Genomic DNA, 19,147 nt, shown 5'->3' with positions numbered 1-19,147 from the left:
GAGCTTGTCGGGGTCTGCCGCTTGCACGCGGCGGGCGGCCAGAGCGGCCGCGCGACAGCAAGAATAGCAGTTTATCGACCGCCGCGGCCGCACTATCGTCGGCTATCTGCCGCTCGCCGGCCCCAGCCGGGCCGCGATTGTGCGGCATGCCGCCAGCAGCGGCTCGATGTAAGTGGCTTGCACATCGTCGCGACGGCGGAAGGTCGGCATGCTGATGCTCACGCAGCCGGCCGCATGGCCGTCCGGGCCGCGAATCGCGGCGCCGTAGCAGCAGATCGATACTTCGTTCTCCTCGCGATCTTCCGCGTAGCCGCGTTGCGCGGTCGCATCGATCTCCCGGCGCACCGCGTCGAGGTCGGTCAACGTGTGCTCGGTGAAGCGTTCGAGTGGCGCGTTCTTCAGTAGCGCCTCGCGCTCGGCCACGGTAAGTGTCGCCAGATACGCCTTGCCGACCGAACTCGACGTCAGCGACACCCGCGTGCCGATGCGCGAGGCCATGCGCACCGCATGCGGGCTTTCGAGTTTCTCGATGTAGACCATCTCGCCCTGGCTCGGCACCGCGAGATGGATCGTCTCCGATGTGATATCGCGCAACGTCATCAACGCATCGACGGCGGCGAGCCGCAGGTCCGAGCGCTCCCAGCTATGGCTCGCGAGATTGATCAGGCGCGGTCCGAGGCCGAAGGTGTTGCCACTGCCGCTCGCGATGATCAGCCCTTCCGCCTGCAACGCGGCGACGATGCGATGCACGGTCGGGCGCGGATAGCCGCTCGCCGCGCTCAGTTTGGCGACGTTGGGCGGCGTTTGCGCGTCGGCGATCAGTTGCAGCACCGCGATGAACTTCGAGAATGCGGCGGCACCGGCGACGGCCTTCGCGTCGGCTTTGCTTTCGGCGTGGCCGGCAGTGGCGTGGTCGGCAGCGCGAACGCGAGAAGAGGGTTTGGAAGCGGAACTCGACATCACATGGAGGCAGGGCAGGGGTACGCAATTATGCCTTTATCGATGGCGTCAAACGAGCGCGATGCGCTTAACGCAACGACTCGATCACGCGACCAGATACCCGCCGTCGACGGGCACGATCGCACCCGTCATGAACGACGCCGCCGGCGTGCACAGAAACACCGCGACCTGCGCGACTTCTTCCGGCGTGCCCCAGCGGCGCAGCGGGGTACGTTCGAGGATCGCCTGCGAGCGGCCGTCGTCGTCCTGCAACGCCTGCGTGAGCGGCGTTGCGATCCAGCCCGGCGCGATCGCATTGACGCGAACGCCGTCGGCCGCATAGGCGATCGCGAGCGACTTCGTCAACTGCGCAACCGCGCCCTTGCTTGCGCTATACGCGGGCACCAGGCCGCCGCCGAAAAAACTCAGCATCGACGCCGTATTCACGATGCAGCCCGCCGACGCCTTCAGCAATTCACGCGCGGCCGCGCACACGCGCATCGTGCCGTTCAGATTGATATCCATCACGCGTTCGAACACGTCGAGCCGATGTTCTTCGACGCGGCTGATCACGCCCGCGCAGTTGACCACGATGTCGAGACGCTCGAACGCGTTCACCGCGGCGGTTATCGCGTCGCCCGAGCGCACATCGAGCGTGACGCGCGGGATCTCGCGAGCGAGTGAGTCGGGCGCGCCTTCGGGCAGCGGCAAACCGGCCGCCACCGTGTGGGCTCCAAGTTGCGCGAGCGCATTGGCGATCGCCGCGCCGATGCCGGACAAGCCGCCGGTCACGAGCGCGGTCTTGCCTTCGAGTAGCTGGTTCTGGAATGTCATGTGAGAAGCCGCGTCAGGTGGGTTGGGTCTCGATCGAACTCGGGAGCGGCGCGGGCGCCACTTCCTTGACGACGAACAGATAGACGAGCGCCGCCGCGAACGCGACCGCTGCGCTGATCAGCAGCGCGTTGACGAATGAATGCGTCTGATCGACGACGATGCCGGTGATCACGGGCGCGAACGAGCCGCCCAGATAGCCGCCGAAGTTCTGCATGCTGCCGAGCGAGGCCACCAGATGGCGCGGCGCGGCGACGCTGACGAGCGCCCATGCGCTGCCGCTGGAGAGGTTCACGAACAGCATCGCGAGCGATACGTAGACGACCGCCATCGTCGTACTCGGCGTATACGCGGCCGGCACCGTGAAAGCGGCCGCTCCGACGAGACCGACGCACAGCGGCCACTTGCGGCTGCGGATCGGCGCCATGCCGCGCTTCAACAGATAGTCGGCGATCACGCCGCTGCTCGCCATGCCGATCGTGCCGAACACATACGGAATCGCGACGACCCAGCCGGTGTGCGCGATGCTCAGATGACGCTCGCGCTCCAGATAGCCGGGCAGCCAGGTCAGATAGAGCCACACCATGTAGATCACGCCCATGAAGCCGAAGATCATGCCCCACGTGTTACGCAGCTTGAACAGCGCGCCCCATTCGGACCAGCTCAGTCCCTGCGGGCTCTCCTGAGTGGTCGCGCCTTCGTTCAGATGCGCGGTTTCTTCTTCGGTCAGCGCGATTTCGCTGCGATTGCGATAGACGACGTACCATCCGAGCGCGACGAGAATGCCGACCACGCCCATGATCACGAACATCGTTCGCCATCCGAAGGAAAGCATCAGCACCGTGAGCAGCGGCGGTGCGATCATCGGCGCGATGGTGGATGACGAGATGAACGTGCCGATCGGCGTGCCGCGCTCGCGCACTGCGAACCATTCGCTGACGACTTTCGCGCCGGCCGGAAACAGCGGCGCCTCGGCGATGCCGAGCACGACGCGCGCGCTCAGAAAGTGATTGAGCGTCTGGATGAAGCCGCCCGCGACCTGAGCGATCGACCACACGAGCATGCCGAGACCGAGCATCACGCGCGAACCGAAACGATCGAGCAGGGCGCCGACCGGCAACTGCGCAAACGCGTACGACAATGAGAACGCGGACAGCAGCAGCCCCATCTGCGAAGCGGACAGATGCAGTTCGTCGCTGATCAGATGATTCGCGATCGACAACGTGCTGCGGTCGAGATAATTGACGATGCCCGCCACCGTCAGGAAGGCGACGGCGACCACCTGGATACGTTTCAGACGCTGCGACTTCTGAAGCATGTTCGTCTCCTGCGCAATGTGTTCTGCTGTGTGGGAATGGTGTTGCGATGCCTCTCGGTATTGCGGTGTCGTGGATGCTGGTTCTATTGGGGGCTTACGCGTTGTTTACCGGATGAACTGATCGACGTAGTCTTCACCGAGGCCGACCGCCGCGTAGTGCTTGCGGCACATGTCGATCTTCGTGAACACGTCTTCGTAGCCGGTGTAGTTGCCGTAAGGATCGCAATAGAACATCACGCCGTTGACCTGGAAGTACGTGATCATTTCCTCGACGTCCTCGGGCACGTACAGCGTATGCGTTTCACCCGGCGGCTCGTACACGTAGCTGCCTTCGGTCGCGACCCAGTCATGCTCCAGATAGCGCCAGTGGCCCTTGAGCACCATGCCGTGCACGCCCTGCGGATGACGATGCCGGCTCAACACGCCGGAGCGGCGCACGCGCAGCAGATTCATCCAGTAGCCCTGCGACGCATTCAGGCACAGCGGGCGGAACGACACGTTTTCGGCCTGCGGGACCCACACGCGTTCGTCGGTCGGAATCGCGAAGGGCACGACGATTTCCTTTTGCGCTTCCTTCGGGAACGGTAGCTGGTACGGCGTCAGGTCGGATTGAGTGGCCTCTGGCATGGGGAAATTCCTCGCGAAGTGTGCCGGACGAAACAATGTCCACATTGTGGATTCGAAGTCCACGATATGGCTATTATCGGAACCGGTTTCGGCGGGGTCAATCCTGGGGAAATTACTGGTCGGGCACCATCAAGCGACGTCCCCACTCGTTCTCACGTCGCGCGAAAGATGCACGTGCCGCTGTCTCACAAAAAGCGCGTGACATGCAAAAAGCCCCTAAAACAGGGCTTGCGCGCGCATTTTGATCGAACACCATCTTTAAGCGTGCTTTAAGTGGAGGCCACTACATTACGCATCCATCTCGAAATTTTCGGCAACATCCCCTTGACTATGACCACGAAAAAATACTGGAGCGGTAGCGCTGCGCTTTGCGTCGTACTCGCTTTTGGCGGCGGGTATGCACTGAGCCATCGCAATGCCGATGCGTCCGTGAGCAACGCGCCGGGCGCGACGTCCTCGCTGCACACGGTGGCGGATATCGTCGGCTCGCGCTCGTCGGCACCGGACTGCTCCGGCATCGTGTCGCGCTATGGCCCGGCGGTCGTGCATATCGGCGTGAAAGAAGCCGCGTCGGTCGACGAGAACGGTCAACGCAAGAGCGGCGGCGAAGCGCTCGGCTCGGGCTTCATCATCAGCCAGGACGGGTACATCCTGACCAACAATCACGTCGTCGACGGCGCGACCAGCGTGAGCGTCAAGCTCACCGACGGCCGCGAGTTCCATGCCCGCGTGGTCGGCAAGGACAAGGCTACCGACGTCGCCGTCGTCAAGATCGACGCGACCAATCTGCCGACCGTGAAGATCGGCAACCCGGACAGCAGCAAAGTCGGCGAATGGGTCGTTGCGATCGGCTCGCCGTACGGCTTCGACAGCACGGTGACCTCGGGCATCATCAGCGCGAAATCGCGTTCCATGTCCGACGATAGCCCGATCCCGTTCATCCAGACCGACGTGCCGGTCAATCCGGGCAACTCCGGCGGTCCGCTGTTCAACCTGAACGGCGAAGTGATCGGCATCAACTCGATGATCTACTCGCGCACCGGCGGCTTCCAGGGCCTGTCGTTCGCGATCCCGATCGACGCGGCCATGCATGTGAAAGACCAGCTCGTGAGCACCGGTCACGTGACCCGCGGCCGCATCGGCGTGGGCGTACAGCCGCTCAGCGCCGACAAGGCGAAGGCGCTCGGCCTCGACTCGACGGGCGGCGCACTGGTCGGCTCGGTCGATCCGAATGGCCCCGCACACGCGGCAGGTCTGCAACAGGGCGACGTGATCGTCGGCGTGAACGGCAAGCATATCGGCAACGCCACCGAACTGGTCGGTCAGGTCGCGCAACTGTCGCCGGGCAGCGCGGCGACGATCAGCGTGTGGCGCAACGGCGGCGAACGCAAGCTGTCGGTGACGGTGGGCGCGCAGCAAGCGTCGGAGCTGGCGTCGGCCGCGCCGCGCGAAGAGCAGCAGGAACAGCCGCAGCAGCAAAACCGTCCGCGTCTCGGCGTCGCCGTGCGTCCGCTGAGCCAGGACGAACAGCAGCAAGCGCAACTGCCGGGCGGCGTGGTGGTGCAGCAGGCCACCGGTCCGGCCGCGGAAGCCGGCATTCAGGCCGGCGACATCATCGTTGCCGTCGACGGCAAGGTGATTCACGGCGTCGAGCAGCTGCGCCGCATGATCGCTCAGGCGGACGACAGCGTGTCGGTCACCGTGGTGCGCGACGGTGCGGAAGCGTCGGTCGAAGTGACGCTTGGCTGATGAGTTGAGTTGAATCCGCCGGTGCAATGCCGGCGGCGGGCACGGCGCTGATGCAGCGCTCGTGCCTCAGTTGGACGGTTGGGCCCCATCCGCGTGAGACGTGCTTTGCGATACGTTCTGTGGCTCGTCGGGTCCGCCGCCCAGCGCGACGTAAAGCGATACCCCATTTTGCAGCGCCGTCGCCCGAAGCTGGATCAGCTGCTGCTCGGCGGCAAACTGATTGCGTCGCGCATCCACCACCTCGAGATAGATCGAGATCCCATTTTCGTAGCGCAACTGCGCCGTTTCGGCGAGTTGCCGCTGCGCCTGCACCGCCTGTTCCTGCGCCGCGATCTGCTCCTTGTAGCGTTGCCGTGCGACCAGCGCGTCGGACACCTCACGAAACGCGTTCTGCACCGTGCGCTGGTAATCGGCGACCAGTTCGTCGCGCCGCGCGCGCGCCTGCGCCAGTTGTGCCTGGCGCTGGCCCGCATCGAAGATCGGCATGCCGACCAGCGCGCCGAACGACCACGCCTGCTTGGCCGGCACGAACAGATCACCGAGTTCCGGCGACACATAACCGAAGCTGCCGGTCAGCGCGATCCGGGGGAAAAAGTCCGCGCGCGCGGCGCCGATGTCGGCATTGGCCGCGCGCAGCTGCTGCTCGGCCTGCTGGATGTCCGGCCGGTCGATCAGCAACGCGGAGGGCAAGCCCGCATCGAGCTCGCCGAACTGCGCGGCGTCGGCGATCGGCGGCGCATGCGGTAGCGGCTCGCTGAGCGGCCCGCCGATGAGCACGTCGAGCAGATTGCGCTGCTGCGCGGTGGTCCGTTGCAACTCCGCCAGCTGCGTCTGCGCCTGCGTGACGAGAATGGCGGCCTGGTCGTAGTCGACCATCGACGTGACACCCGCATCGAGCCGCATCTTCGCGACGTCGAGCGCGTAGCGGCGGCTGTCGAGCGTCCGTTGCGCAAGCTCGATGCCTTCCTCGCCGGAGCGGATCGCGTAGTAGTTCGACGCGACATTGCCGATCAGCGACAAACGGAACGCGTGCTGTGCGTCGACGGTGGCCAGATACCGGCGCCGCGCCGCTTCGCTGGTGTTGCGCACGCGCCCCCAGAAGTCGAGCTCGAACGACGTCACCGCGGCCTGCACGTTGTACTGGTTGAACTGGACCGAGATGTCGGTGTTGTCGAACTCGGGATCGAACGATCCGAGCGGCGCCTTGGTGCGGGTCGCGCTCCCGTTCGCATTGACCTGCGGCAGTCGCGCGGCATTCTGGATGCGATAGAACGCGCGCGCCTGTTCGATGCGCGCGATCGACGCGGCGAGATCGCGGTTGTGCTCGAGTGCCGCCTCGATCAGCAGCTTCAGTTGCGGATCGGCGAAGAAGGTCTGCCAGTCGACTTCGCTTGCTACATGCGCGGTGGCCGGATTGGCGGACTCCGTCATGTCGAAGTGATCCGCGATCGGCAGTGAAGGCTGCTGATACTTGGGCGCAAAGTTGCAGGCCGCGAGCGAGCAGCAGAGCAGGGGCAGCAGCAGGCGCTTATGAAAGCTCTCATGCATCGCGCTGCCCTCCACCCAATTCGCGCGGCGCGGCCGTCGGCAGATCGTCATCGTCGAGATCGATGCTGCGCTTCTTGCGGCTTAGCCAGCGGCGCGCGGCGACATAAAACAGCGGCGTAAAGAAGATGCCGAACATCGTCGCGGTCAGCATGCTGCCCATCACGCCGGTGCCGACCGCCCGCCGGCTCGCCGCGCCCGCGCCGGTCGCGAGCACGAGCGGCAGCATGCCCAGCACGAACGTGACGCTCGTCATCAGAATAGGGCGCAGACGTTGTTGCGCGCCGTTTTTCGCGGCGGCCAGCGCGTCCTTCCCTTCGGATTCCTCCTTGATCGCGAACTCGACGATCAGAATCGCGTTCTTCGCGGCAAGGCCGATGATCGTCACGAGGCCGATGTTGAAGTACACGTCCGCGGACAGTCCACGCAGCATCGTCAGCACCACCGCGCCGATCACGCCGAACGGGATGATCAGCAGCACCGCGACCGGAATCGCCCAGCTCTCGTACAGCGCCGCGAGCAGCAGGAACACGACCACCAGCGACAACCCGAGCAGCATGCCGATCTGGCCGCTCGCCTGCTTTTCCTCGAACGCGGTGCCGGTCCATTCGTAGGTCAGGTTGCCGGTCAACACGTGCGACGCGATGCGCTCCATCTCGGCGATCGCCGCGCCGCTCGAACGGCCGGGCGCGGCCTGGCCCGACAATGTCGCGGACGGAAAACCGTTATAGCGTTCGAGCTGCTGCGGACCGGAAATCCAGCGCACGTGCGAGAACGCCGAGAACGGCACCATCTCGCCGCGGTTGTTGCGCAAGCGCAGCGCGCTCACGTCCTCGGCGCGCATGCGTTGCTCGGCGTCCGCCTGCAGCAGCACGCGCAGCACGTTGCCCTCGAACACGAAGTCGTTCACGTAGTTCGAACCGAACGTCAGCGCCAGCGCCTGGTTGACCTGGCCGATCTGCAGACCGAGCGCGCGTGCCTTCACGCGGTCGATCTCCACATACAGTTGCGGCGCCTCCGGCATCCCCTCGGCGCGCACGCCGGCGAGAAGAGGGCTTTGCGCCGCCTCGATCATCATGCGCCGCGCGGCCTGTTGCAACGCTTCGCCGCCGACGCCGCTGCGATCCTGGATCTTCATCGTGAAGCCGGTCGCAGTGCCGAGCGACGGAATCGGCGGCGGGTCGAGCGCAAAAATGATCGCCTCGGGAATCTGCCGGAACGCGGCATTCGCGCGACGCACCAGCGCGCTTGCCGAATTGGCCTCGCCCGAACGCTCGTCCCACGGCTTCAGATCGACGAACGACAGCGCCGCCGACTGCCCCTGGCCGAAGAAGCTGAAGCCCGTCACCGACGCGACGTTGCGCACCTGCGGTTGCGTGCGCAAGAACGCCTCGACCTGGTCGATCGCGTGCTGCGTGCGCTGGTCGGTCGAACCCGGCGGGCCGGTATACGTGATGAAGATATGCCCCTGGTCTTCGGTCGGCAGAAAGCCGGTCGGCAGCCGCGTGAAGAAAAACGCGGTGATCGCGCAGGCCGCGACGAACATCAGCAGCCAGCGCAACGGTGAGCGCAACATCGCATCGACGCCGCCGATATAGCGCGTGGTGCCCGAGTCGAGTCCGCGATTGAAGCCGTCGAACACGCGATGCAGCATCCGTGACGCCGGGTTCTTCGACCGCTCGCTGGCGGCCTTCTCGCTACGCAACAGCGCCGAGCACAACGCCGCGCCGAGTGTCAGCGCCAGCAGCGTCGACAGCAGGATCGACACCGCGAGCGTGACCGAGAACTGCCGGTAGATGCCGCCCGTCGAGCCCGGAAAAAACGCCATCGGAATGAACACCGCGACGAGCACCAGCGTACTCGCGATCGCCGCGCCCGAAATCTGCCCGATCGCCTTCACCGTTGCGCGCGGCGCGCCGAGCCCTTCCTCGCGCATGATGCGCGCGACGTTCTCGACGACGACGATCGCGTCGTCGTTGAGGATACCGATCGCGACCACCATGCCGAACAAGGACAGAATGTTGATCGACAGCCCGAACAGATAGAGCCCCGCGCAGGTGCCGATCAGCGCGATCGGCACCACGATCGTCGGAATCACGGTTGCGCGCCAGTCCTGCAGGAACAGGAACACGACGACGGTCACGAGCAGCAGCGCCTCGATCATCGTGCGGATCACGCCATGCACCGAGGTCGTGATGAACGGCGTGGTGTCGAACGGCACGGTCCACGTGACGCCGCGCGGGAAGATCGGTTGCAATTCGGTCATGCGCTGGCGCACCGCGTTGGCGACCGCGAGCGCGTTCGCGCCGCTCGCGAGCTGGATCGCAATGCCGGCCGACGCCTTGCCGTTGACGCTCAACCGGTTGCCATAGCTGTCGTTGCCGAGTTCGACGCGCGCGACGTCGCCCACGCGCACGGTCGAGCCATCCGGATTCGCGCGCACGATGATTTCGCGGAACTGCTCGGGCGTCGTGAAGCGGCTTTGCGTGACGATCTGCGCGGTGAATTCGGAGCCCGGCGCGATCGGCTGATCGCCGAGGCCGCCACCCGCGGTCTGGCTGTTCTGCTCCTGGATCGCCTGCAGCACCTCGCTCGCCGACAGCCCGAAGCCCACGAGCTTGCGCGGATCGATCCAGATCCGCATCGCGTACGACGAGCCGAACAGCTGCACGTCACCGACGCCGTCGATCCGGCGCAGCTCGTTGGCGATGTTGTTCGACGCGAAGTTGCCCATCGCGACGGCGCTGGTGGTGCCGTCGGTCGCCTGCAGCGCAAGCAGCATCAGAAAGCCCGACGAAGCCTTCGTGACGCGCACGCCGACCTGCCGGACTTCGAGCGGCAGGCGCGGCTCGACGCGGCTCAGTCGGTCCTGCACCTGGGTGCGCGCGATGTCGAGATTGGTGCTGGGCTTCAGCACCACGGTGATCTGCATCGTGCCGTTCGAGCGGCTCACCGACGACATGTACAGGAAATTCTCGATGCCGTTCATCTCGTCTTCGACGATCGACGTGACGGTACGCTCGAGCGTGCTCGCGTCGGCGCCGCTGAACGCGGCGGTGATGCTGAGCGACGGCGGGGCCACGTCGGGGTACTGTTCGACCGGCAACAGCGCGAGCGCGATCGCGCCGAACAGCACGATGAAAAGGGCGATGACCCACGCGAAAACCGGCCGGGCGACGAAGAATCGATTCATCGGCGAGCCCGTCAGTGCGCGGTCGAAGCGGGCGCCGCTGACACGGCCGACTGCGCCGCCGGGGACGCATCGGGCGCGGGCCGCGCGTCGACATGCTGACCCGGCTGCACTTTCTGCCAGCCATCGACGATCAGCCGCTCGCCCGGCTTCAAACCGTCGCGCACGGTCCAGCGTCCTTCGCCCTGTTCGCCGAGATCGACGTTGCGCCGGACCACGGTGCCGTCGTCGGCAACCAGCGCGACACTCGCGATGCCGTTATCGAGCTGCACCGCGCGCTCGGGAATGCGGATGCCCTGCAGCGTGCCCGCCGCGCTGATGCGCCCACGGACGAACTGCCCCGGCAAAAGCGTGCGGTCCGGATTCGCGAACTGCGCGCGCACCGTCTGCGTGCCGGTGGACGGATCGACGACGAGATCGGCAAAGTCCAGAAAGCCGCGTTCGTTATAGACCTGGCCGTTCGAGAGGATCAGCTGCACCTCGACGTGCTTCATGCTGGTCGGCTTGCGCGCGCCCGACTGGATTTGCTGCTCGACGTCGAGCATCGCGGTATTCGACTGCGTGAACACCGCGTTGATCGGCGTCAGCTGATTGACCTGCGTGAGCAGCGTCGCCGCGCCCGCGCTGACGAGCGCGCCTTCGGTGACGAGCGCGCGGCCCGCGCGCCCGGCGATCGGCGTGCGCACGATGCAGCGATCGAGCCGCAGTTGTGCGAGCGAAACCGCGGCTTGCGCATCGGAGACATTGGCCTGCGCCTGCTGCATCGTCGCGAGCGCGGCGTCGTATTCCTGCGCGCTGACCGCATGACGACCGACGAGCGGCTTGAACCGCTCCACCACCGACGCCGCGTTGTCGCGCACGGCGGTCGCACGCGTGAGCGCGGCCTGCGCCTGCTGCAACTGCGCGCGATAATCGCTCGCGTCGATCTGAAAGAGCGGGGCGTTGGCCGGCAGGTCCGTGCCTTCCTGATAGAGCGTGCGCTCGACGATGCCATCGACGCGCGCGCGAATCTCGGCGGTGCGCACCGCCTCGATGCGGCCCGGCAACTCGACGACATCGGCGACAGGGATGGTGGAAACCGTTTCGACAAGCACGGGAACCGGCGGCATCGACGCGGCGGTGGGAGTCTGCTGCCGGTCGTTGCAGGCGGCGAGCAGAAGCGGCAAACCGGTGATCAGAAGCGATACGGCACGACTACGCAGGCGGAATGCGGAGCAAAGCAAGAGAAACTCCTTTGATCAAGGCAGTCTTTTTTGCGCGTGAGATCGGTGACGGTTTTAACGGTTTGCGGTCGAATTAACTATTCGGAACGTGTGCGGCGCGCGTTAATGCGCGGAAAAGATTTCCGTTGATCCTACCGGGTCTGGATGACTTGTCAATTTATTCTTGGTTGCCGCGAATGGAATGGACTCGCAATGAGCAGCGTATCCAGCGGGAGAAGCCGCAGGCTGTCAGGTCGCAGACAGGGAACGATAGAGGTTCTTTTTATATTTCAATTGAAATGCGCTTCCGGTGATGCGCATTCCTCGACATCGATTCAGTCTGTTCGAGTTCACAATTATTTGTGAAAGACGCACACGAGGAACATAAAGAGAGCCGCAGATATTGCCGAGCACAGGTGCCACGATCAATTCAGCGGGCATCAAATTGCAATGAGCAACACTCCCGCGCTCATTCCCGCGAACTCACCGCCGCAATCGAGCCCGCCACATCCTCGGCGACATCGGCTGAACCGGCGCTACCGCGCTTCGCCGTACTGCGTGCCTGAGCCCGCCGCTGACGCCGCACCACCCATCGCTTCAGATAAAGCAGCACCGCGCTGACGACGCCATACATCATCGTCACGATAAACGCCGCCTGCAGCAGCGACTGCGGCGCATAGCTCGACACGTCCTGCGAGCGATGCAACAACTCGTCATAGGGAATCACATAGCCGAGCGACGTGTCCTGCACGATCGCAAGCAACGAACTGATCAGCGCCGGCAACATGCTGCGCAGAGCCTGCGGTAGAACCACATGCAGCATCGCCTGCGCAGGCCGCATGCCGAGCGCGAGCGCCGCCTCGCGCTGGCCGCGCGGCAACGACAGGATGCCCGCGCGCACCACCTCGGCTGTCAGCGCGGAGTGATGCAGCGCCATCGCGAACACGAGGAAGCCGAGCGCCGGCCAGTCGAAACCGAGCGCGGGCAGCTCGATCACCATGAACAGGATCAGCAGCAGAAGCGGAATCGCGCGGAAAAACTCGATGTACGCACCCGCGAGCCGGGCGATCCATGCACGGTTCGACAGCCGCCCCAGCGCAAGCGGCAGCGCCAGCGCGAACGCGGCGAGCGCCGAGCAGGCGGCCGCCATGATCGTCGATACGAGCCCGTCGAACAGAAACTTCGCGGTGCCCCAATGCAGGAAGATCGCCCACTTGTCGGCGTCGAACTGCCCGCTCGTTTTCAGGCGCATGCCGATCGCGACCAGCAGGCCGAACACCGCCAGCGCGCTCACCAGCGAAAAGATCCGTTGCCGCTTGCGGCCGAGCGGTCCCGCCGGTTCGTAAAGGGTAGGCGTACGATTCATCGCGCCACCGCCAGTTTCCGTTCGAGCCGGCGCATCATCAGACCGAGAGGAATCGTCAGCGCCATGTACGCGACCATCGCAGCCGCGAAAGTCGGCACCGCCTGCGCGGTTTCGAAGTTGATGCGCTGCGCAGTGTAAGTAATGTCGAACACGCCGATCGCCGCCGCGATCGACGATGCCTTGATCTGATTGACGAACAGATTGCCGAGCGGCGGAATCACGGTGCGCATCGCCTGCGGAATCACCACGTTCCCGAGCACCTGGCCGAAACGCATGCCGATGCTGCGCGCTGCCTCGACCTGACCGGCCGGTACCGCATTGACCCCGGCCCTCAGCACCTCGGCGACCCACGCCGCGGTGTAGAAGCCCAGCACCAGCACCGACGACGTGGTCAGCGAGTACATGAAGCCGAGCTTCGGCAAGCCGAACACGAACAGCAGAAGCAGCGCGAGCAGCGGCGTCATGCGCATGATTTCGACGTACGTCGCGGCGAACCAGCGTAGCGGCGTGAGCGGGCACACGGCCATCACGGTCAGCGCGATACCGAGCACGAACGCCATCGTGAACGACAGCGCGGTCAGCTCGATCGTGACGCCCATCGCCTCGATGAAGCGCCACGTGAACGGCAGCAGGGGAAGCAGAAAGTCCATGCGGGCAGCGGCTCGGCAATCAGAAACAGATCAACGCTCGATCGTCGGCACCTGCGGCTTGCCGAGCGTGCCTTCGAGGTTCTTCGCGTACAGCTTGGTCCACGTGCCGTCCTTGATCGACTGCTCGAGTTGCGTGTCGATCCATTGCCGGAACGCCGCGTCGTCCTTCGCGACGCCCATGCCGTACGGCTCCTGCGTGAACGGCTTGCCGACGATGCGGAACTTGTTCGGCTGACGCAGCGATTCGCCCGCGAGCGTCGCGCCGTCGTCGACGTACGCATCGAAGCGGCCGTCGGCGACACCCTCGACGCACGCGGCCGTGTCGTTGAAGGTGACGAACTTCGTCTGCGGCGCGAGCTTCTTCACGTTGTCTTCGACGGTCGTGCCGTTCAGCACGCAGGCGGTCTTGCCGTTCAGATCGCTCACGCTATGGATCGACGTGTCGGCGCGCTTCGTCAGAATGTCCTGTCCGGCCACATAGTACGGACCCGCGAAACCGATCACTTTCTTGCGCGCGTCGTTGATCGTAAGCGTCGCGATCACCACGTCGACGCGGCCGTTCTGCACGAACGGCAGACGGTTCTCGGTGGTGGTCTTCACCCATTCGACGTTGTCCTCGGAGCCGGTCAGCTTCTTCGCGAGCAGACGCGCGAGGTCGCCTTCGAAGCCCTCGGTCTGGCCCGTCATCGGATTGCGCACCGAGAACATCAGCGTATTGAGCGACGTGCCCACCACGAGCTTGCCTTTCTTCTGGATCTTCGCCATCGTCGAATCGGCCGGGAAGGTTTCCGCATGGGCCGGCGCGAGCGCCGCGAAGAAGGTGCCGGCGACGCACGAAGCGAGCACTGCAATCGATTTCAAACGCATGGTGGTATCTCCTCTGTTATACGTGGCAGGGTGGCCCTGCCGGGTCTATCGATAAGAATCAGTGCTCCAGGATCCTGGAGAGAAAATCGCGCGCCCGCTCCGAGCGAGGCGCGCTAAAAAATGCTTCGGGCTCGGCAATCTCGACGATGCGCCCGCCATCCATGAAGACGATGCGGTCCGCCGCCTGGCGAGCGAAGCCCATCTCATGCGTGACGACGACCATCGTCATGCCGCTTTGCGCGAGTTCGAGCATGACCGCGAGCACCTCGCTGACCATCTCGGGATCGAGCGCGGACGTCGGTTCATCGAACAGCATGACCTTCGGCTGCATCGCGAGCGCACGGGCGAGGGCGACGCGCTGTTGCTGACCGCCGGACAACTCCGCGGGCACCGCATCGGCCTTGTGCGCGAGACCGACGCGCGCGAGCAGACGGCGCGCCAGCGCCTCGGCTTCATCGCGCGACTGGCGCAGCACCTTGCGCGGCCCCATCGCGACGTTCTGCAGCACCGTGCGATGCGAGAACAGATTGAAAGACTGGAACACCATGCCGATCTGCGCGCGCATCGCGGCCAGCGCGCGGCCTTCTTCGGGCAGACGTTCGCCGGCGAGCAGGATCTCGCCGGAGTCGATCGTCTCCAGGCGGTTGATACAGCGGCACAGCGTCGACTTGCCCGAACCCGACGGCCCGATCACGACCACCACTTCGCCGGGAGCGACGTCGAGATCGACGTCGAACAGCACCTGCTGCGCCCCGAACGACTTGTTCACGCCGCGCAGCGAGACGAGCGCCGCGGGCTGGCTGAGCTGCGCGCTATCGTTCATGCCCATCGCTTCACGCCCATGACAGTTGCACGGTGGCCTTCAGTTGCCCGACCGCCGTGCCGCGCACGTTGCGCAGCGTCGGGTCGGCCCATTTCGCGAGCGGCGTGCCTTCGGTTTCGAGCGGCAGGTCGAGCTGTCGAAGCACCGCGATCGTGGTGGCGTAGACCGCATTGAAGTCGCCATCGGCCATCTTCACCGCGACGCCGATACCCTTGCTGCGCACGCCGACCGTGTGCACGCCGTCGGCGCCGACTTTCGCGACCCAGTCGCCGTTCGATGCGTTGGCGAGCGCGAGATCGCAGCGGCCGGTGCCCGACACCATCTTCGGATGCGCGGCCATGGCCGCGAAGATGCGCGAGAGCGCCGCATCGCTGCTGGCGCCTGCGCCCGATGCGCCGGTGGCGAGCTTGGCCCACATCATCGCGAGCCGCGACAGCGGCATGCCGAGGTTCGGCGCGCTGCAGCCGTCGATGCCGAACCACAGTTCGGACGCGGGCACGTCGGCCAGCCGGGCGACTTCGCGGCCGATCTCCTGCTGCAACTCGTGCTCGTGTTCGAGGTAGCTGGCGCGTGCGTAACCGTGCATGCAGCAGTAGCCGAGAAAGCCCGCGTGCTTGCCCGAGCAGTTGTGGTGACGCTGGTCGAACACGCTGCCGCGCGGCGGCAGATTGTCCTCGCCGTAGCAGTCGGGCATGTGGACGCCACAACGCAGATCGGACTCGGTCAAGCCGATCTTGCCAAGCATCGCGGTGACCGCGTCGACGTGAATGTCCTCGCCGCCGTGGCTCGCGCAGGTCAGCGCGAGTTCGGCGTCGGTAAAGCCGAAATGCTCCGGGCCGCCGTCGCGCACGAAGGGCAGCGCCTGGAAGGGCTTCAGCGTCGAGCGGGAAAACACCCATGCGTGCGGGTCGCCCGCATGGGCCAGCAACGCGCCGGAGGCATCGACCACCGCCACCGAACCCCAGTGAATCCGCTCGACATGAGCGTTACGGGTGGCGACGACGAGCGGGACGTGCGAGGGGAGGGTCATTGCATTCGTTTTGAATTGGATCAGACAAGGCCGAGTTTAATTATTGCAAAAAAAGCATTTAGACGTATTTTCGAAAATGGTTTTGCATTGGACGCAACGCAAAGATGCCCTCAAAAAATGTCAAGGAAGCCGGTCTCGACCATCTGAGCGCGATGCGCGCGCTCGTGCGGATCGTCGAACTCGGGAGTTTTTCGGCCGCCGCGCGCGAGCTGAAGGTGGCCACCTCGACGATCGCGCGCAAGATCACCGCGCTGGAAGCGATGCTGGGCGTGACGCTGCTGCATCGCTCCACGCATCACGTCGCGCTGACCGAAGCCGGCAGCCTGTATCACGCACGCGCGGTGTCGATGATCGCCGACCTCGACGACACGCTGCGCGTGGTCACGGAGCTCGATTCGGCGCCGAGCGGCCCGCTGAAGCTGACCGCGCCGGTCGGGTTCGGGCGACGCTATCTGGCGCCGCTCGTGGCGCCGTTTCTCGAGCTTTATCCGGCCGTACAGCTCGATCTGCGCTTGACCGACAACCACAACGACATGGTGATGGGCGGCTTCGATCTCGACATCCACGAGGGCGAAAACTATCTGGACAACCTGATCGTCCAGCCGCTGTCGCGCAACGACAGCATCCTGTGCGCGGCGCCTTCCTATCTGGCGCGACGCGGCCGGCCGCGCACGCCGGCCGATCTGGCGCAGCACAACTGCCTGCGCTATCTGCATCCGGAGGGCGATCCGCGCTGGCATCTGACGAACGGGCAGGGCGTGCAGTCGATTCTGCCTTCGGGCAATCTGCAGTCCGATCACTCGGAACTGCTGCTCGAAACGACGCGCGCGGGGCTAGGGATCGCCGAGTTCGAGATCTGGCTGATTCGCGATCTGCTGGTGAGCGGCGAGCTCGAAGTCGTGCTTCCCGACTATCGGCTGGAGAACGCGCTGACCGGGCGGCAGATCTATATGGCCTATCTGCCGAACCGGCGTTTCTCGACGAAGGTGCGTGTGCTGCGCGAATTCATGGCGCAGCGTTTGAAGGGGATTGGAGAGTTGCCCGACCGGAGTCTGGTGCCGAGTCTGGCGGATGCGGTTTGAACGGAATAGCTCGACGGACGATCAATGCCGCAAGAGTGACAAGACAGAGCTGGGCGCCGAGATCGTTCGAACGCCTGGCCCTGGTCATTCACCCCTTGCGCCGCTCCGGATGTCGCAATACCGAATGATTGCGGCCGTACGACAGATAAATCGTCATGCCGATCACGAGCCACACGACGAGCCGCAGCCACGTGACGAGCGGCAAGCCGACCATCAGCAGCAGGCAGAACAGAATGCCCAGCACCGGTACGACCGGCACGCCGGGCGCCCGGAACGGGCGGGTCGCCTCGGAGTCGCTGCGCCGCAGATAGATCACCGCGCCGCACACGAGGACGAACGCGAACAGCGTGCCGATGCTGACCATCTCGCCGAGCACGCCGATTGGTGTCAGCGCGGCGACGATTGCGACGACGGTGCCGATCAGGATCTGGCTCAGATAAGGTGTCTGCAGACGCGGGTGAACATTCGCGAAGAACTGCGGCATCAGGCCGTCTTGCGACATCGTGAAGAAGATGCGGCTTTGTCCATAGAGCAGCACGAGTATCACGGTGGTCAGCCCCGTCAACGCGCCGATCTTGATCAGGATCGCGAACCAGGTGAGCCCGATCGCGTCGACGCCCTTCGCGATCGGATCAGGAACGTTCAGATCGGAAAAGGGAACGAGGCCGGTCAGCACGGCGGCGACGAGGATGTACAGCACCGTGCAGATGATCAGCGAGCCGAGAATGCCGATCGGCATGTCGCGTTGTGGCTGTCGCGCTTCCTGGGCGGCGGTCGACACCGCATCGAAACCGATGAAGGCGAAGAACACCACGGCCGAACCGCGCAGGATGCCGCTCATGCCGAAACTGCCGAACTGGCCGGTATTGGCGGGAATGAACGGATGCCAGTGTTCCGGCTTGACGAAAAACATCCCGATGGCGATGAACGCGACCACCACGGTCAGCTTGATCGCGACCATCACGTTGTTCAGGCGCGCGGATTCCTTCGTGCCCAACACGAGCAGGATGGTCAGGATCGCGATGATCAGCACCGCTGGGAGGTTGATGACGCCGGTGACCGTCGAGCCATCGGCCAGTTTGACGACGGTGCCGGGCGCGGCGGCGAGGCTAGGTGGAATATCGATGCCGACGTTGCGCAACAGGCTCACGATATAGCCGGACCAGCCGACCGCGACGGTCGCCGCGCCCATCGCGTACTCGAGGATCAGGTCCCAGCCGATGATCCACGCGAAGATCTCGCCGAGCGTCGCATACGTGTACGTATAGCTGCTGCCGCACACGGGCAGCATCGCCGCGAGCTCCGAATAACACAGGCCGACGAACGCGCACGCGATGCCGCCCAGCACGAACGACAGTGTGATGGCCGGTCCCGCGAACTGCGCGGCGGCGGTCCCCGTCAACACGAAGATGCCGGCGCCGATGATCGCGCCGATGCCCATCGCGGTGATACTCGTCGCGCCCAGCGTTTTCGACAGGTGCCGGCCTTCTTCGGCGTCGGCGCTGGCGACGATATCAGCGACGCTTTTGCGTGCCATGTAACCGGTAGAGGCCATGATCAGTCGTCCCTTTTTCAGTGTTGATTAGGCACGAACCGGTTCGGCTGCCATCGGCTCGTGGAGCACGACAAAAACGTCCGACGCCGCGCACGGCAACGGTCACGGCAAATGTGGAGAAAGCGTCTAACGGAAAAAGTCTGAATTCAGTCTATGCCGGATTAAAAGCAAAGTGAAATCCGCTTGCTTCGTTGGGGCGGTTGGGCGAAGCCGTGGCTGGCGCGCGCCTCAGGGGCAGGAATCGGACATCTCTAATGAGCCAGAATCAGACATTACTAAAAAGCCCTGACAAATCTTGTCTCCGCTAAGTTCAAATGTCGTGCCTCCAGCTAAATAGAAATGTCGGGTTTTGCTGTGCTTTTTCTTATGTTTC

General features: G+C 64.6%; 15 protein-coding genes. 2 read left to right on the top strand and 13 right to left on the bottom strand.

The features are described 5' to 3' along the window. Positions 1-102: 102 nt before the first annotated feature. From EVC45_RS33055 to EVC45_RS33040, 4 genes are all read right to left on the bottom strand, one after another. Entirely contained in the window at positions 103-960 is an 858-nt protein-coding gene (locus tag EVC45_RS33055; protein WP_129962372.1) for an IclR family transcriptional regulator, read from the bottom strand. A gap of 84 nt (positions 961-1,044) precedes the next feature. Continuing rightward, positions 1,045-1,773, bottom strand: coding sequence for an SDR family NAD(P)-dependent oxidoreductase (locus EVC45_RS33050; protein WP_129962371.1), 729 nt, complete (start codon positions 1,771-1,773; stop codon positions 1,045-1,047). Between the two features lie 13 nt (positions 1,774-1,786). Continuing rightward, positions 1,787-3,088 (bottom strand): MFS transporter, encoded by a 1,302-nt coding sequence (locus tag EVC45_RS33045; protein WP_129962370.1) that lies wholly within the window; start codon positions 3,086-3,088, stop codon positions 1,787-1,789. A gap of 105 nt (positions 3,089-3,193) precedes the next feature. After that, positions 3,194-3,715 (bottom strand): 2,4'-dihydroxyacetophenone dioxygenase family protein, encoded by a 522-nt coding sequence (locus EVC45_RS33040; protein ID WP_129962369.1) that lies wholly within the window; start codon positions 3,713-3,715, stop codon positions 3,194-3,196. A 330-nt stretch (positions 3,716-4,045) separates the two neighbouring features. Between EVC45_RS33040 and EVC45_RS33035 the strand changes: the two genes are divergently transcribed. Beyond that, positions 4,046-5,464, top strand: a complete 1,419-nt coding sequence (locus tag EVC45_RS33035; protein ID WP_129962368.1) for a trypsin-like peptidase domain-containing protein — start codon at positions 4,046-4,048, stop codon at positions 5,462-5,464. 66 nt (positions 5,465-5,530) lie between these two features. Here EVC45_RS33035 and EVC45_RS33030 read toward each other — a convergent pair whose 3' ends face one another. The 8 genes from EVC45_RS33030 to EVC45_RS32995 form a co-directional block, all read right to left on the bottom strand. Next, on the bottom strand, positions 5,531-7,012 hold the full coding sequence (locus EVC45_RS33030) for an efflux transporter outer membrane subunit (protein ID WP_248295352.1): 1,482 nt from the start codon (positions 7,010-7,012) through the stop codon (positions 5,531-5,533). Then, positions 7,005-10,202, bottom strand: coding sequence for a multidrug efflux RND transporter permease subunit (locus EVC45_RS33025; protein WP_129962366.1), 3,198 nt, complete (start codon positions 10,200-10,202; stop codon positions 7,005-7,007). The genes EVC45_RS33030 and EVC45_RS33025 overlap by 8 nt, the downstream gene beginning before the upstream one ends. Positions 10,203-10,213: 11 nt before the next feature. After that, the gene (locus EVC45_RS33020; protein ID WP_129962365.1) at positions 10,214-11,422 is read right to left on the bottom strand and encodes an efflux RND transporter periplasmic adaptor subunit; all 1,209 of its coding nucleotides are present in this window, start codon (positions 11,420-11,422) and stop codon (positions 10,214-10,216) included. Positions 11,423-11,870: 448 nt separating this feature from the next. Then, on the bottom strand, positions 11,871-12,767 hold the full coding sequence (locus EVC45_RS33015; RefSeq protein WP_129962364.1) for an amino acid ABC transporter permease: 897 nt from the start codon (positions 12,765-12,767) through the stop codon (positions 11,871-11,873). Continuing rightward, a complete protein-coding gene (locus EVC45_RS33010) occupies positions 12,764-13,417 on the bottom strand; it encodes an amino acid ABC transporter permease (protein WP_129962363.1) in 654 nt (217 codons plus the stop codon). The genes EVC45_RS33015 and EVC45_RS33010 overlap by 4 nt, the downstream gene beginning before the upstream one ends. Before the next feature lie 30 nt (positions 13,418-13,447). Continuing rightward, positions 13,448-14,284: a glutamate ABC transporter substrate-binding protein gene (locus EVC45_RS33005; protein WP_129962362.1), complete on the bottom strand. Its 837-nt coding sequence runs from the start codon at positions 14,282-14,284 to the stop codon at positions 13,448-13,450. A gap of 58 nt (positions 14,285-14,342) precedes the next feature. After that, a complete protein-coding gene (locus EVC45_RS33000; protein ID WP_129962361.1) occupies positions 14,343-15,107 on the bottom strand; it encodes an amino acid ABC transporter ATP-binding protein in 765 nt (254 codons plus the stop codon). Between the two features lie 10 nt (positions 15,108-15,117). Continuing rightward, positions 15,118-16,137 (bottom strand): asparaginase, encoded by a 1,020-nt coding sequence (locus tag EVC45_RS32995; RefSeq protein ID WP_129962360.1) that lies wholly within the window; start codon positions 16,135-16,137, stop codon positions 15,118-15,120. A 104-nt stretch (positions 16,138-16,241) separates the two neighbouring features. Between EVC45_RS32995 and EVC45_RS32990 the strand changes: the two genes are divergently transcribed. Next, on the top strand, positions 16,242-17,219 hold the full coding sequence (locus tag EVC45_RS32990) for a LysR family transcriptional regulator (protein WP_129962359.1): 978 nt from the start codon (positions 16,242-16,244) through the stop codon (positions 17,217-17,219). Positions 17,220-17,307: 88 nt separating this feature from the next. On the opposite strand, the gene EVC45_RS32985 is transcribed toward EVC45_RS32990, so the two are convergent. After that, positions 17,308-18,774 carry an amino acid permease gene (locus tag EVC45_RS32985; protein WP_129962358.1) on the bottom strand — a complete coding sequence of 489 codons (1,467 nt, stop codon included), beginning with the start codon at positions 18,772-18,774 and terminating at the stop codon, positions 17,308-17,310. Between the last annotated feature and the right edge of the window lie 373 nt (positions 18,775-19,147).

Origin of the sequence: Paraburkholderia sp. UYCP14C (assembly GCF_004197395.1) — a bacterium.
Taxonomy (GTDB): Bacteria; Pseudomonadota; Gammaproteobacteria; order Burkholderiales; family Burkholderiaceae; genus Paraburkholderia.
Note: the sequence above shows the minus strand (reverse complement) of the source record. Positions and strands in the feature narration are given on the sequence as shown.